This is a genomic window from Methylobacterium sp. FF17 (assembly GCF_025813715.1).
Taxonomy (GTDB): Bacteria; Pseudomonadota; Alphaproteobacteria; order Rhizobiales; family Beijerinckiaceae; genus Methylobacterium; species Methylobacterium flocculans.
In genome coordinates, this window is record NZ_CP107532.1 from 2,533,805 (window position 1) to 2,547,004 (window position 13,200).

The 13,200-nt window shown below is 69.4% G+C and carries 17 protein-coding genes; 12 read left to right on the plus strand and 5 right to left on the minus strand.

The features are described 5' to 3' along the window. Positions 1 to 49: 49 nt before the first annotated feature. Positions 50 to 988, minus strand: coding sequence for an alginate O-acetyltransferase AlgX-related protein (locus OF380_RS11795; protein WP_264050946.1), 939 nt, complete (start codon positions 986 to 988; stop codon positions 50 to 52). Positions 989 to 1,217: 229 nt separating this feature from the next. Between OF380_RS11795 and OF380_RS11800 the strand changes: the two genes are divergently transcribed. From OF380_RS11800 to OF380_RS11815, 4 genes are all read left to right on the plus strand, one after another. Further along, a complete protein-coding gene (locus OF380_RS11800; RefSeq protein ID WP_264050947.1) occupies positions 1,218 to 2,420 on the plus strand; it encodes a pyridoxal phosphate-dependent aminotransferase in 1,203 nt (400 codons plus the stop codon). A gap of 115 nt (positions 2,421 to 2,535) precedes the next feature. Beyond that, complete coding sequence (locus tag OF380_RS11805) at positions 2,536 to 3,387, plus strand: NAD(P)-dependent oxidoreductase (RefSeq protein WP_264050948.1); 852 nt, start codon at positions 2,536 to 2,538, stop codon at positions 3,385 to 3,387. A 372-nt stretch (positions 3,388 to 3,759) separates the two neighbouring features. Then, a complete protein-coding gene (locus OF380_RS11810; RefSeq protein ID WP_264050949.1) occupies positions 3,760 to 4,056 on the plus strand; it encodes a hypothetical protein in 297 nt (98 codons plus the stop codon). A gap of 103 nt (positions 4,057 to 4,159) precedes the next feature. Further along, positions 4,160 to 4,378 carry a hypothetical protein gene (locus OF380_RS11815; RefSeq protein ID WP_264051299.1) on the plus strand — a complete coding sequence of 73 codons (219 nt, stop codon included), beginning with the start codon at positions 4,160 to 4,162 and terminating at the stop codon, positions 4,376 to 4,378. 4 nt (positions 4,379 to 4,382) lie between these two features. Here the strand turns inward: OF380_RS11815 and OF380_RS11820 are convergent, their stop codons facing one another. Further along, complete coding sequence (locus OF380_RS11820) at positions 4,383 to 4,772, minus strand: hypothetical protein (protein WP_264050950.1); 390 nt, start codon at positions 4,770 to 4,772, stop codon at positions 4,383 to 4,385. Positions 4,773 to 5,062: 290 nt separating this feature from the next. Between OF380_RS11820 and OF380_RS11825 the strand changes: the two genes are divergently transcribed. Then, positions 5,063 to 5,272, plus strand: a complete 210-nt coding sequence (locus OF380_RS11825) for a cold-shock protein (RefSeq protein WP_055956856.1) — start codon at positions 5,063 to 5,065, stop codon at positions 5,270 to 5,272. Positions 5,273 to 5,467: 195 nt separating this feature from the next. Continuing rightward, positions 5,468 to 5,725, plus strand: a complete 258-nt coding sequence (locus tag OF380_RS11830; RefSeq protein ID WP_264050952.1) for an AsnC family transcriptional regulator — start codon at positions 5,468 to 5,470, stop codon at positions 5,723 to 5,725. A 150-nt stretch (positions 5,726 to 5,875) separates the two neighbouring features. Here OF380_RS11830 and OF380_RS11835 read toward each other — a convergent pair whose 3' ends face one another. Next, positions 5,876 to 6,703, minus strand: a complete 828-nt coding sequence (locus OF380_RS11835) for a 3'(2'),5'-bisphosphate nucleotidase CysQ (RefSeq protein WP_264050953.1) — start codon at positions 6,701 to 6,703, stop codon at positions 5,876 to 5,878. Positions 6,704 to 7,022: 319 nt separating this feature from the next. Between OF380_RS11835 and OF380_RS11840 the strand changes: the two genes are divergently transcribed. After that, a complete protein-coding gene (locus tag OF380_RS11840) occupies positions 7,023 to 7,535 on the plus strand; it encodes a DUF6101 family protein (protein WP_264050954.1) in 513 nt (170 codons plus the stop codon). Positions 7,536 to 7,547: 12 nt separating this feature from the next. On the opposite strand, the gene ubiA is transcribed toward OF380_RS11840, so the two are convergent. Together ubiA and OF380_RS11850 are read right to left on the minus strand one after the other, a co-directional pair. Then, on the minus strand, positions 7,548 to 8,498 hold the full coding sequence (gene ubiA, locus OF380_RS11845; protein ID WP_264050955.1) for a 4-hydroxybenzoate octaprenyltransferase: 951 nt from the start codon (positions 8,496 to 8,498) through the stop codon (positions 7,548 to 7,550). A 57-nt stretch (positions 8,499 to 8,555) separates the two neighbouring features. Continuing rightward, positions 8,556 to 9,038: a hypothetical protein gene (locus OF380_RS11850; RefSeq protein ID WP_264050956.1), complete on the minus strand. Its 483-nt coding sequence runs from the start codon at positions 9,036 to 9,038 to the stop codon at positions 8,556 to 8,558. A 286-nt stretch (positions 9,039 to 9,324) separates the two neighbouring features. On the opposite strand from OF380_RS11850, the gene OF380_RS11855 reads away from it, so the two are divergent. The 5 genes from OF380_RS11855 (at position 9,325) to OF380_RS11875 (ending at position 13,199) form a co-directional block, all read left to right on the plus strand. After that, positions 9,325 to 10,074, plus strand: coding sequence for a 16S rRNA (uracil(1498)-N(3))-methyltransferase (locus OF380_RS11855; RefSeq protein WP_264051300.1), 750 nt, complete (start codon positions 9,325 to 9,327; stop codon positions 10,072 to 10,074). Positions 10,075 to 10,199: 125 nt separating this feature from the next. Next, a complete protein-coding gene (locus OF380_RS11860) occupies positions 10,200 to 11,567 on the plus strand; it encodes a glutamate--cysteine ligase (RefSeq protein ID WP_264050957.1) in 1,368 nt (455 codons plus the stop codon). Between the two features lie 169 nt (positions 11,568 to 11,736). Beyond that, the gene (locus OF380_RS11865) at positions 11,737 to 12,162 is read left to right on the plus strand and encodes a hypothetical protein (RefSeq protein WP_264050958.1); all 426 of its coding nucleotides are present in this window, start codon (positions 11,737 to 11,739) and stop codon (positions 12,160 to 12,162) included. A 129-nt stretch (positions 12,163 to 12,291) separates the two neighbouring features. Next, positions 12,292 to 12,555, plus strand: coding sequence for a sulfurtransferase TusA family protein (locus OF380_RS11870; RefSeq protein WP_264050959.1), 264 nt, complete (start codon positions 12,292 to 12,294; stop codon positions 12,553 to 12,555). Positions 12,556 to 12,626: 71 nt separating this feature from the next. Then, positions 12,627 to 13,199: an NUDIX domain-containing protein gene (locus OF380_RS11875; RefSeq protein WP_264050960.1), complete on the plus strand. Its 573-nt coding sequence runs from the start codon at positions 12,627 to 12,629 to the stop codon at positions 13,197 to 13,199. Position 13,200 lies beyond the last annotated feature (1 nt).

Genomic DNA, 13,200 nt, shown 5'->3' on the forward strand with positions numbered 1-13,200 from the left:
CCGGCCCGGTCATCCTGGGCCGGCGTTTCTTCTCGGCGACCGGGCGAGCCTACGCGTCGGTCCCGAGTTCGGCGCCGAACCGGTCGGCCACGTAGGCGTCGAGGTCGAAGGTGTCGTCGGGCACCTGGAACATGAAGCGCTCGGCGATCTGCGTGACCAGGATGTCCGGCAGGGTGCGCTCGATGTAGCGCCAGTCGAGGGAGGTCGACCAGACGAAGTGCACCTCGCGAAACGTCTCCGCGAGCATGATCGTCAGCATCACGGGCGCGAAATGCGCGTAGGAATCCCCGAACACGACGATGCGCCGGGGGTCGGCCCCCGGCGACGGATTGCGGTAGATCACGTGCGCGCCGACATGCAGCGTCCCGATCGCGCCCGCCGCCTCGCGGGCTTCGACGATGGGGCTCGCGTAGTGCCGCACCGCGTCCCGCTGAAGCTGGTAGACGCGCACGGTTTCGGCCTGCGGCGGCAGGAGTTGCCCGCCGAGATCGCCCTGGAACCGCTCCTCGTGCGAGGGGCGCTCCGCCAGGTCCTCCCGCGGGGCGACCCCGAGCGATGCGCAGAGGGCGCGATACGCCACCATGCGTCCGGCGAAGGACCAGTGGCTGTCCGTGCGGTAGTAGAGGTCCTCGCCGGCGCGCCGTGCCCGGAACGCCGCCACGAGGTCGGGGCAGGCGCGGCGGAGCTGCGGATGCCAGACCAGGCTTCGGCGCAGGCGCACGGCCGGCGACAGCCGCTGATCGATGTCCAGGCCCTGGAGCCGGTCATCGTAGACCGTCAGCTTCTCGGGCACGATCAGGTGGCGGTAGGTCGTTCCGAGGCGCGCGCACCGGCGGCTGCGCGCCAGGAGCAGCGCCCTCCAGCCCGCGAGCCGCTTCTTCATGGCCGGCGTGTCGCTGAACTGTCCGATCACGTTGTTGCTGCCCGCCGTCAGGAACAGCCAGCCGTCGCGCCCCTCGTGCACGAAGGCCGCCAACTCATCGGGCATCCACGATCCTCTTCCGGCCTGACGTCGCGCGCCGGCAGCGCTTAACGCGGCCCGGGAGCCTCGGCAACCGAGGCCCGGGCCACAGCCGTCCGCGACTTGCGGGCCTTTGCCCCCGCTGCCCCGGCCTTGCTCCGCCGCGACGGCGACACTAGGGTCCGCGCGCCGCGCGGGGCCGAAACGACCGTTTCACCCGTGCCATCGAATTCCAACCTATCAGGAGCACCCCGCCATGGGCTTTCTGGCCGACGCCTTGTCCCGCGTGAAGCCGTCCGCGACCATCGCGATGACGCAGAAGGCGCGCGAGCTGAAAGCGCAGGGCATGGACGTGATCAGCCTCTCGGTGGGTGAGCCCGATTTCGACACGCCGCAGCACATCAAGGATGCCGCCATCGAGGCGATCCGCCGTGGCGAGACCAAGTACCCGCCGGTCTCCGGCATCGTCCCCCTGCGCGAGGCCATCGCCCGGAAGTTCAAGCGGGAGAACGGCCTCGACTACAAGCCTTCGCAGACCATCGTCGGCACGGGCGGCAAGCACGTGATCTACAACGCCCTGCTGGCGACGCTGAACCCCGGCGACGAGGTCGTGATCCCGCGTCCCTACTGGGTGTCCTACCCGGAGATGGTGGTGCTCTGCGGCGGCACGCCCGTCTTCGCCGAGACCGACATGGCGAACGACTTCAAGCTGCAGCCCGAGGAACTGGAGCGGGTGATCACCCCCCGCACCAAGTGGATCATCCTCAACTCGCCCTCGAACCCCTCGGGGGCCGCCTACGCGCGGGACGAGCTGAAGAAGATCACCGACGTGCTCATGCGCCATCCGCAGGTCTGGGTGCTCACCGACGATATGTACGAGCACCTCACCTATGGGGACTTCGATTTCGTGACCCCGGCCCAGATCGAACCCGGCCTCTACGAGCGCACGCTGACCATGAACGGCGTCTCCAAGGCCTACGCGATGACGGGCTGGCGCATCGGCTATGCCGCCGGGCCCGAGCACCTGATCAAGGCGATGGATTTCGTCCAGGGGCAGCAGACCTCCGGCGCCTCGACGATCTCGCAATGGGCGGCCGTGGCCGCCCTCGAGGGACCGCAGGACCATCTCGCCGAATTCCGGGCCGCCTTCCAGACGCGGCGCGATCTCGTCGTCTCGATGCTGAACCAGACCAAGGGCCTCAAGTGTCCGACGCCGGAGGGGGCGTTCTACGTCTATCCCTCCTGCGCCGAGACCATCGGGCGCAAGACCCCGTCGGGCAAGGTCATCGCGACCGACGAGGATTTCGTGGTCGAACTGCTCCAGGCCGAGGGCGTCGCCGCCGTGCACGGTTCGGCCTTCGGGCTCGGGCCGAACCTGCGCATCTCCTACGCGACCTCGAACGCCGCGCTGGAGGAAGCCTGCACCCGCATCCAGCGCTTCTGCGGCTCGCTGAGCTGATCGAGCAGATGAACGCGCGGCCGTGAGCGTCCAGGCTCACGGCTTGCTTCGGCACTGACCGCATCACCGGCCAGACGCCGGAACACGGTCTTTCGCGCTTCGAGAGGACACGCCCATGACGACGATCGCGATCCTGGCCGCCGGCGCCATGGGCAGTGCGATCGCGGCGCGCCTCTCGGAGAACGGCGCCCGGGTTCTCACGACCTTGGACGGGCGAAGCGCCGCAACCCGGTCACGCGCCACTGCCGCTGGGATGGTCGACACCGATCTTGCGTGCCTGATGCGGGCGGACCTCTTCCTTTCCATCGTGCCGCCGGCAGATGCACTGGGGCTGGCGGATCGCCTTGCGCCCGTGTTCGCGGGAGCGGAGCGGAAGCCCGTCTACGTCGATTGCAACGCGGTCGACGTGGAGACGCTGCGCAGCGTCGCGGATTGCCTCGCTCCGACCGGGACCGCCATTCTCGATGCTGCGATCATCGGCTTGCCGCCCAAGCCCGGCGAGCCGGGACCGCGCATCTATGTCGCGGGCGACGCCTGCGAGGCGATGTCGCCTCTGCGTCCGCTGGGTCTCGACATCCGTCCCATGGCCGGCGGCATCGGCGCCGCCTCGGCCCTGAAGATGTCCTATGCCGGGATCAACAAGGGGCTGACGGCGCTGGCGGCCCTGATGGTGCTGGCAGCGGAGCGGGCCGGTGCCGGCGAGGCCCTCGGGGCGGAACTCGCCGAGAACGAGCCTCACCTCTTCGCACGCTTCGGCCGCGGACTGCCGGATATGCTGCCGAAGGCGCGGCGTTGGGTGGCCGAGATGGGTGAGATCGGTGCTTTCCTCGGTGATGATCCGGCCGGACGCCAAGCCTTCGCCGGCTTCGCGGCCTTGTACGATCGACTGTCTCGCGAAGACGGCGCCGAGGATGCCGCAACCCTGCGCGCCTTCGCGAAGGCGTGCGGATCGTCGCAGCCGGGATGACGCGGGCGATCTTGGTTGCCGGCTTCCTCCCGGCTCCTTACATCGGCCTTCCCGGCTGCCGAAGCGTCCGATGGTTTCGCGAACCCTCTCGGACTTGGCATGGTGGCCGGGCTTGTCGTGACGGGGCGGTGCGGACCAGTTCTCTGCACGGTTCCTGTGAGGCCTAGTGGGCCGGGTCGCGGCAAGCGTGTCACGGAAGCGGGGAACAGGAACCGCCGCCTTGGCGCATGGCCCACCACCATCCGGTGAGCGTACCGAACCGGGACACGGTTCGCGGGCCCCTTGAAGCCGGTCGTTAAGGCTCCTGGGCAAGTGTAGGTGTGGGCCGGGGAACCGGTCGCGTCCCACTGCGTAGTTTCGGGCCTGACCATCATGAGACGCCTTCTCACGGGCGGCATCAAGGCAATCCTCGCGATCGCCGCGCTCTCCACCGCCGCTCACTGGGTCCTGCGCCTTCAGCGCGAACCCGCCCCCACGCCGCGCATCGTGGCGGAACTCTCCGACCCGGTGACCACCGGATCGATCGGACCGCGCAAGGCGGACACGGTCCCGGCGGCCCTCAGCGAGGCGGACGTGACCAAGGGTCTCGACCAGCGCCGCCTGTCTGAGTTGTTCGCCGGCGCATCGCCCGACAAGGCCAAGGTCCAGAAGGCCGTCGCCAAGCGCTGATCCGGGCTGGGGGAGCCACCGTGGCTGGAACCCGTCCGGTCCCGCCGTGTTGGTCCGCTGATCCCCACACCGCGACAGGAGGCGCCGCATGGCGAGTCTCGATATGGCCAATCCCGGCTTACCGATCCCCGAGCCGCTGCCCGGCGGCATTCCCGGCGATCTCCCGACGCCGCCCATGCCCGACGAGGAGCCGGATATCGGTCCCACGGGACCGCGCACGCCCTATCCGGTGAACGATCCGGGCATCGATGAGCCGGCCGGCCCCGGCTCAGAGCCGGATTACCTCCCCGGCGGACCGACGGATCCCGGCGTGCGGATGTGAAGTGTCAGTGATCGCCGTGCGATGCGCGCACGTCGCGCGGTGCACTGAGAATTTCCGAGAGGCTCGTCACCACGTGGCGGGCCTCTTCGTCAGTCAGGCGCAGCTGGAAGGGCGGCAGGGCGCCGGCCTGAAGAGCGACCACGGGCTGGCCCTGCTCGTCCGTCCCGACCTCGATGGCCGATGAGGTGACGTCCAACATGGCGATATCCTCGTCGCCGAGGTCGTCCGGCAGATCGCCGTCGTCCGGCTCGTCCATGGCCGTGAGGAGCTGCCCGACCGCGCGCACCAGGGCGCGGGCCGCACGGGCATCCATGACGACGGCCGTTGCCTGATCGTCCTTCTGAAACGACAGCTGAATGTTTGCGCCTTCGAGGGAAACCGAGATGCCCGCCATGGATCGCCTAAATGCCTGCTCAGGAACTCTTATATGCGCTCAGACCATCAAAGAACACAGGGGCGGGCGGTTCCGGTGGGGCGGCATGCGGTCGTTCGGTCGGGTAGGGTGCCTTGTTGCGGCCGCACGATCGGACTACATATGTAGCCAGCGGGTATCGGTGAGCTGAGAGCTTGTACCAAGAAGCTTCTCACATCCTGCTGATTCCGTCAGGCCTACCGAAGAGGATCCGCCGCTTGCGTCGAGCAGACGCAGGTTGTTGATCGACGAACGATACGAGGATCTATTTCGTGAATACCGGCACTGTGAAGTGGTTCAACGAGACCAAGGGCTACGGCTTCATTCAGCCTGACGACGGCGGCAAGGATGTGTTCGTGCACATCTCCGCTGTCGAGCGCGCTGGCATGCGCAACCTCATCGAGGGTCAGAAGATCTCCTACGAGATCCAGACCGACAAGCGCAGCGGCAAGGACTCGGCTGGGAACCTCCAGGCGGCCTGATGCTCCCGGCGCCAGCCTCCGGGCTGGCGTCACCTGACCGCCTCATGCGAGGCGTTCCGCCGCCGGTGGCCGAGACCCGTTCGGGGAGAACGGCGTTCGCGGGCCGGCTTCCCTGCAGCACCAAAGACCTATCGAGCCCCAGAGGGGCCTGCACATCAAAGTCTCTGCAAGTTTCTGAAAGCACATAAGAAAAATATGTTGTTCGAATACACCCGGCGCCGCGGCGTCCGTTCACCCGTGACCGATGCGACGACCTTCAAGGTCGCCCGACTGAAGCAGAGGATCGGCCAGGGCGCGAAGCCCGAGGCCAAGGCTCAGGACGGCAACACCATCGACCTCAGCCATCTCATCGACACTTCCTACAACTACCACTCGCCGCGCGAACTGCGTTGGCATCTCGCCGAGCGGTTCGGCATGGCCCCCGAGGCCGTCGCCCTGCGCGAGCACGCCTGAGGTATCGCGCCTCGGCGGATCCGGCCTGAGCGTCCCGAGGGGCGCCCGGCACCGGTCGCCCTCTGCAACGAGAACCGCTCCGACATCCGATCCCGACCCGGTCCACCGGTGTCGGGCCCCGGATGTCGCATTCCTATTTCCATTCATCCGTCAGGTGCGGCCCATCGCCGTCACGACCGCGTCGCGCAGGCCCCGGGACACGGCGACGAGTTCGCCATGGACAGGGTCCGGGCGGTTGTAGGTCGTCGCGCGGCCCTGAAGGTCGCAGACGGAGCCGCCAGCCTCCCGCAGGATCAGGTCGGCACCGGCCAGATCCCAGTCCCGCGCGTTCGGCGAGACCAGTCCCACGTCGATGGATCCCTCGGCCACGCGCACCACGCGCAGGGCGAGGGACGGCACGCGCTCGACGGCGACGAAGTCGGGCATCACGCCGTCCTCGGCCGCACCGCGTGCGAGGCGGTCCATCATGGGCTTGGGGCCCGTCACCCGGGCTCCCGCGATGCCGGCCTGCGGGGAGACCGCGATGGTCTCGCCGTTGCGGGTCGCGCCCGCGCCGGCCGTGGCCTCGTAGAACGTGTCCGTTACAGGCGCGTGGACGAAGCCGAGCACGGGCTGGCCCGCCGAGAGCAGCGCCACCGCGATCGACCAGTCCGGATGCCCCGACATGAAGGCGCGGGTGCCATCGATGGGGTCGACGATCCAGACGAGGCCGGCACCCAGGCGCACCGCGTCGTCGCTGGTCTCCTCGGACAGCCAGGCCGCGCGCGGCAGCAGGGCGCTCAGCCGAACCTTCAGGAAGGTGTCCACCGCCACGTCGGCCTCGGTCACCGGCGAACCACCGGATTTGGACCAGACCCGCGCGCCGGTCTGCCGGCCGGCCTTGTAGAAGGGCAGGGCGAGGGCGGCCGCCTCGCGGATCGTCTCGCGCAGGGCGGGGACGAGCGCGTGCGCGGCCTCCGCTGAGATCGGGTCGGACATGCGTCTCCGTACGGCTGTGAAGGTCTGTCTCTGTGCTTTGAGACGCTCGCGCATCTCGCACGCGCGATGTGTGGAGGGTCGGCTGGCCACCCCGTTGTAGGGTGACCCGGGACTTGTCACAAGCTGAGCCGCGCAGATGTCGATACGCTGGAATGTCGACGATCGCAGCAAGGAAGCATTGAGCATTCCGAATGCTTCACCCGCGTCCATACTCGCTTAACGCTCACTTTTAAGGTGGTCTGAGGAGATTGGACGCAAATCTGCTTGTCATAGACGGGCGGTCCACAGAGGTCGCTGGCGCCAACAGGGTGTACGAGCCATGAACTCTTTCGCGAACATGAACTGCCTCTCGGAAGAAGCCTCGTCGGACGTCGCGTCGGTCTCTCCGGTTTCCGTCTCGGTCACCCTCTCGGCCTTGCCGGTGTTCGGCCGCGACAAGGGCCGTCGCCCGACCGGCATCGCCCTGGCCTTCTCAGAGGACGAGGCCGACCTCTGCGGCGAGGATCGCTTCGACCTTCTCCTGGTCGACTCGGACGGCGCGGTCATCACCCGCCTTGGCCCGTTCTGCGAAGAGGAGGTCGTGGCCCTGTGGCGGGATTGCGCAGCGAAATCCGGTCTGCCCCGGATGATCGTCAAGGAGGACGGCGTCCTCGCGGTCGTCTCGGCCCAGCTCGGCCCGGTGGCGCTCGGCCGCACCCGCATGCGCCGCCGCATCGGCCTTCTCAACGGCCGTCGCCCGCGCTTCCTGGTCCGGCGCAAGACCGGCGCGCTGCCGGTGCGCCCGCTCATTCACCGGGGCGAGAGCGAGATCATCTCCGGTGCGCGCTGCTGATTGCGCGACCGGTCAGGCGCCGATGAGGTGCCGCAGCACGGCTTCCGCCGTCAGCCCCAGGAACAGGATCAGGCCCGCATCCCGATTCGAGCGGAACAGGGTGAGCGCCCCGCGCCCGTCTCGCGTATCCAGGCGGACGACCTGGGCAGTCAGATGGGCCCCGAACAGCCCCACTCCCAGGAGACCGACCGGACCGGAACCCGCCAGCACGGCCGCCGCGGCGATGAACGCGACACTGGCCCCGTAGCAGAGACCGACCGCAGCGCGCATCCGGCGCCCGAAGAAGCGGGCCGATGAGCGGATCCCGGCGATCTCGTCATCCTCGATATCCTGCACCGCGTAGATCGTGTCGTAGCCGACGACCCAGGCGATGGTGCCCGCGTAGAGCAGCAGGGCCGGCGCCTCGAGCCGCCCGAACACCGCGACCCAGCCCATCAGGGCCCCCCAGGCGAAGGCGAGGCCGAGGACCGCCTGCGGCACCGGCATCACGCGCTTCATGAACGGGTAGATCGCCACCGGTACCAGGGAGGCGATGCCGACCAGGATGGCGGTGGTGTTGAATTGCAGCAGCACCGCGAGGCCCACCAGGGCCTGGGCCACCAGGAACAGGGCCGCGTGGCGCGCCCGGATCTGCCCGGAGGGGAGGGGACGCGAGCGCGTGCGCTCCACCTGCGCGTCGAGGTCGCGGTCGGCGATGTCGTTGTAGGTCGAGCCCGCTCCCCGCATGGCGACCGCGCCGACGAAGAACAGCGCGAGATGGGCGGGATCGGGATAAGCCGCGCCCGAGGCGATGGCGGCCAGCGCCGCCGACCACCAGCAGGGCAGCAGGAGCAGCCACCAGCCGATGGGCCGGTCGATGCGCGCCAGGCGCAGGTAGGGCCTTGCCCGCCGTGGGGCGAGCCGGTCGACCCAGTGTCCCGTCACGGCGTCGGCGACGCGGTGGTCGGCGTGCGGAGAACTCACGCGGCCCCTCGCGGGGCCGCGTCAGGCAGGACCATCAACGAGCCGTGCAGCACCGGATCAGAGCGCGCCCTGGGGCATCTTCAGGCTGCCTGTGAGGCCCGGCCCGCCGAGCAGGCCGCCGCCTCCGCCGCCGTTCTGGGCCTGCGCCTTGGCCTGCGCTTCCATCTTGGAGGCCTGGGCGGCGATGCCGCAGATCTTGGTGCGGATGCCGGAGACCTTGGTGTGATCGGCCTTGAAGCCCTCGGCGAAGGAATCCGGGATCGAGCACCATTCCTTGTTGGCGGAGATCCACTTCATCCCGGCGACGCCGTTGGCCTGGAGCTTGCCGAACAGGGCGCAGGCCTCGGCGGGCGTCATCTTCTTCTTCGAGTTCGACGCGGAGTTGGCCTTGGCGACGAGGTCCTTGCGGTCCTGAAGCGTCTGCTGGATCTCGCCGCATTGAGCGGATTGCGCGAAGGCCTGGCCGCTGACGAGGAAGGCCTGGCCGCCGAAGAGGGCGGTGCTGACGACGGCCAGGGCCGCCACGGTCTTGAACGACATGCCTTGTGTTCCTTTTCCCCGACCTGCGCCCGGCGGGCGGAGCCGGTCGTGGCTTGCGGATTATTTCCGATTCGCGTCGGAGCGCGCCCGCTCGCGTCGCGCGGTCCGTACCTGATTCCCGTTTCGGCATAGGAATGTGGCGTCTTTCAAGCCGCAAACGCCCGGGCGCGATCGTATGGGGATTCGTAACGCAATATGAGCCGGTGTTGCCGTTCCGCATCGGGTCCGAGGCGAGGGCGCGGCGGCCGCGTTGACAGGGCCGGTGCGGCACGCGACCACCCGGGGCATGGCCGCCTACGATTTCACCGCCCCCCGCCTCCATGTCGAGGCCGACCTCGCGTCCGGGACGACGCTGCCCCTCGACAGGGCCCAGGCGAACTATCTCCTGAACGTCCTGCGGCGGGGCCCCGCCGATCCGGTCCTGCTCTTCAACGGGCGGGATGGGGAGTGGCGGGCGGAGATCGCGCCCACCGGCCGCAAAGGCGCCGACCTCGTCGTGCGCGAGCGCACACGCCAGCAGCCCCCGCGCCCGGACCTGCATTACCTGTTCGCGCCCCTCAAGACCGCCCGGCTCGACTACATGGCGCAGAAGGCGGTGGAGATGGGAGCCGGCACCCTGCGGCCGGTCTTCACGCGTTACACGCAAGGCGAGCGGCTGAACGCCGACCGCCTGCGCGCCAACGCGGTGGAGGCGGCCGAACAATGCGGCATCCTGAGTCTTCCGGACTTCCCCGAACCGGCCAAGCTCCCGGCGGCCCTGGCCGAGCTCAACCCGTTGCGTCTGCTGGTGTTCTGCGACGAGGACGCGCCCATCGCCGATCCCGTTCTCGCCCTGCGACGCGCGGCCGGCGAGGCCACGCCGCCGCTGGCGGTGCTGGTGGGGCCGGAGGGCGGTTTCGCGCCGGAGGAGCGCGCGCTGATCCTCGCCCGCCCGAACACCGTGGCCCTGTCGCTCGGCCCCCGCATCCTGCGCGCCGATACGGCGGCCGTGGCCGTGCTGGCCCTGGTGCAGGCGGTGCTTGGGGACGCCCGGTGAGGCGACGGAACCCCGCGTTGTTCGCGCACGTCCCCTGGCCTATGAGGCTCCACATCCCGAAAGGGGCCACGCCGCTGCGGTCCGGTGCGCCTCTCCGCTGAACGACCTTCGATACGAGGCAGCGCATGGCGCGCGATACGTCCGACACGACGCCCCTGACGACGCGAGACGAACTCATCGCGTGGTTCGCGGAAGGCGAGAAGCCGCGCGAGCGCTTCGCGATCGGCACCGAACACGAGAAGGTGCCCTTCTACCGGGACGGGCACCGCCCTGTCCCGTATGCCGGGCCGAACGGCATCCGGGCCCTGCTCGAGGGCGTGGCGCGGGAGACCGGGTGGGAACCGATCGAGGATGCGGGTCACCTCATCGGGCTCGCCGGTTCCGAGGGCGGGGCGATCTCCCTGGAGCCCGGCGGACAGTTCGAACTCTCCGGCGCACCTCTGCCAAACGTCCACGCGACCGCCGACGAACTGCGCGCGCATCTGGAGGCCACGGCGCGGGTCGCCGACGCCCTCGGTATCGGCTTCCTCGACCTCGGCATGAGTCCGAAATGGACCCAGGCCGAGACGCCCGTGATGCCGAAGAGCCGCTACAAGATCATGGCCGGCTACATGCCGAAGGTCGGCACCCTCGGCCTCGACATGATGCTGCGCACTGCCACGGTACAGGTGAACCTGGATTTCTCCTCCGAGGCCGACATGGCCGCCAAGATGCGCGTCGCGCTGGCGCTGCAGCCGGTCGCCACCGCGCTCTTCGCCAACTCGCCCTTCACGGATGGACGGCCGAACGGGTTTCTCTCCCGGCGCTCCGAGATCTGGCGCGACACCGATGGGGACCGCACCGGCATGCTGCCGCGCGCCTTTGAGCCGGGCTTCGGCTACGAGGCCTACGTCGACTGGCTGCTCGACATGCCGATGTACTTCGTCAAGCGTGGCGAGACCTACCACGACGTCTCCGGTGCCTCGTTCCGGGACCTCATGGCGGGGCGCCTCGCCGCCCTGCCGGGCGAGCGGGCCACGGTCTCGGACTGGGCGAACCACGCCTCGACCGCCTTCCCGGAGGTGCGGCTCAAGCGCTTCATCGAGATGCGCGGCTCCGATGTCGGCGGGCCGGCGATGATCGCCGCGCAGGCCGCCTTCTGGGTCGGTCTCCTCTACGATCCCGCGTCCCTCGATGCGGCCTGGGACATCGTGAAGGGCTGGAATACCTGCGACCGCGAGAGCCTGCGCGCTACCGTGCCGCGCCTCGGCCTCGCCGCGCGCATCGCCGGCCGCCCCCTCGGCGCCGTGGCCGCCGAAGCCCTCACCATTGCCCGCGCGGGGCTTGCCGCCCGCGCACGGCGCGACGCCCAGGGGCGGGACGAGACGCGGTTCCTGCAGCCGCTGGAAGCCATCGTGGCCGCCGGCCGATCCCTCGCGGAGGAGCGCCTCGCCGATTACGAGGGGCCCTGGAAGCGTTCGGTGGAGCCGGCCTTCACGCACTGCATCTTCTAGGCTCTTGCGGCGCCGGCCCTCCCTCGGATCTCCGGGGACAAGGCGCCCCGTCACCGCCGAATGTGCTTGATCGCACCCGTTCTCCAGGCTTGACTGTGGCGGCTCTGGAACGGATCGCCACCTCCGCCGTTTCCAGGGATATCGCAACCCTGTGACGGAGAACGCTCGCATGACGCGCATCTTGTCCCTCGCCCTCGCGGGCGTCACCGCCGTCGGCCTCTCGGCCGGTTCCTTCACCGCGGCGCAGGCCGCGCCGCTGCCGGCCCTGGGCGCCGCGCAGGTGAGCGGCGGCAACGCGAACGTCGAGAACGTCCGCTATCGCGGCGGCTACGGCTACGGCCGGGGCTACTACGGCGGTTACCGCCGTGGTCCCGGCATCGGCGGTGCGCTGGCGGCCGGCGCGGCCCTCGGCATCATCGGCGGCGCCATCGCGGCCAGCCAGGCGCCCCGCTACGGCTATTACGACCGTGGCTACGGCTACTACGACCGCGGCTACGCGGGCGTCGGGTATGGCGGCTACGGCGCCCCGGCCTATGGCTACTACAGCGCCCCGGCCTATGGGTACGGCTACCCGGCCTACGGCTACGGATACTGAACCCTATCATCCCGGCGCCGAAGGGCGCCGGGAACTCACCGACAGCCATCCCGTCACCGGTTCACGCCGGGGGCGGGATTTTTCGTTATGGTGGGGGCACGGCGGTGCGAAGCGGGGAGCGGAGGGGGGATGACGGACGAGTCGGAGACGCATCTCGACCTCAGCGGATTGAAATGCCCGCTGCCGACCCTGCGCACGCGCAAGGCTCTGCGCGTCCTGGCACCCGGCGCTCTGCTCACCGTGACCTGCACCGATCCGATGGCGGCCATCGACATCCCCAACCTCGTGCGCGAGGCCGGCGACGAACTGGTGCGCCAGGAGCGCATCGCCGCGACCTTGTCCTTCACAATCCGTAAGGCCGTGGCCGAAATCCCGCACCCCTCGCCTCATTGATGCGACAAGGCGCTGCTAGTGCCCCGCTGTCTTGGCTGCCCTGGTGGTGGCGGCCGCAGGGGGAGAGCAGCATGGCGCCGATCATCCGCGGCACCCGGATCGTGCATGATGGCTGGAGCCGGTTCCTCGTCGCCGAGGTGACGATGACCGACGGAACCCGGCTCGCGCGCGAGATCGAGGATCACGGACGCGCCGTCGCGGTCCTGCCCTACGATCCGGTCCGCCGGGTGGCGCTCCTCGTGGAGCAGTTCCGCACTCCGGCCTTCTACGCCGCCGGCATCACGCAGGTGCTGGAGGTCCCTGCCGGACTCCTCGACGAATCGGAGCCGGAGGACGGTGCGCGCCGCGAAGCCTACGAGGAGACGGGGGTCCGCCTCGGGGCCCTGGAACCCGTGACCTGCGGCTGGAGCATGCCGGGCATCTCCACCGAGCAGATGGACCTCTACCTCGCTCCCTACGCGGCGACGGATCGGACAGGGCCGGGCGGCGGATTGGCCGAGGAGCACGAGGCCATCACCGTGCGGGAGATACCGCTGTCCGAGCTCGCGCGCCTAAGCGACCGGGGCGAACTCACGGACCTGAAGTCCCTGGTCCTCGTCCTCACCCTGCGCCTGCGGCGCCCCGAGCTGTTCATGGCGGCCTGAA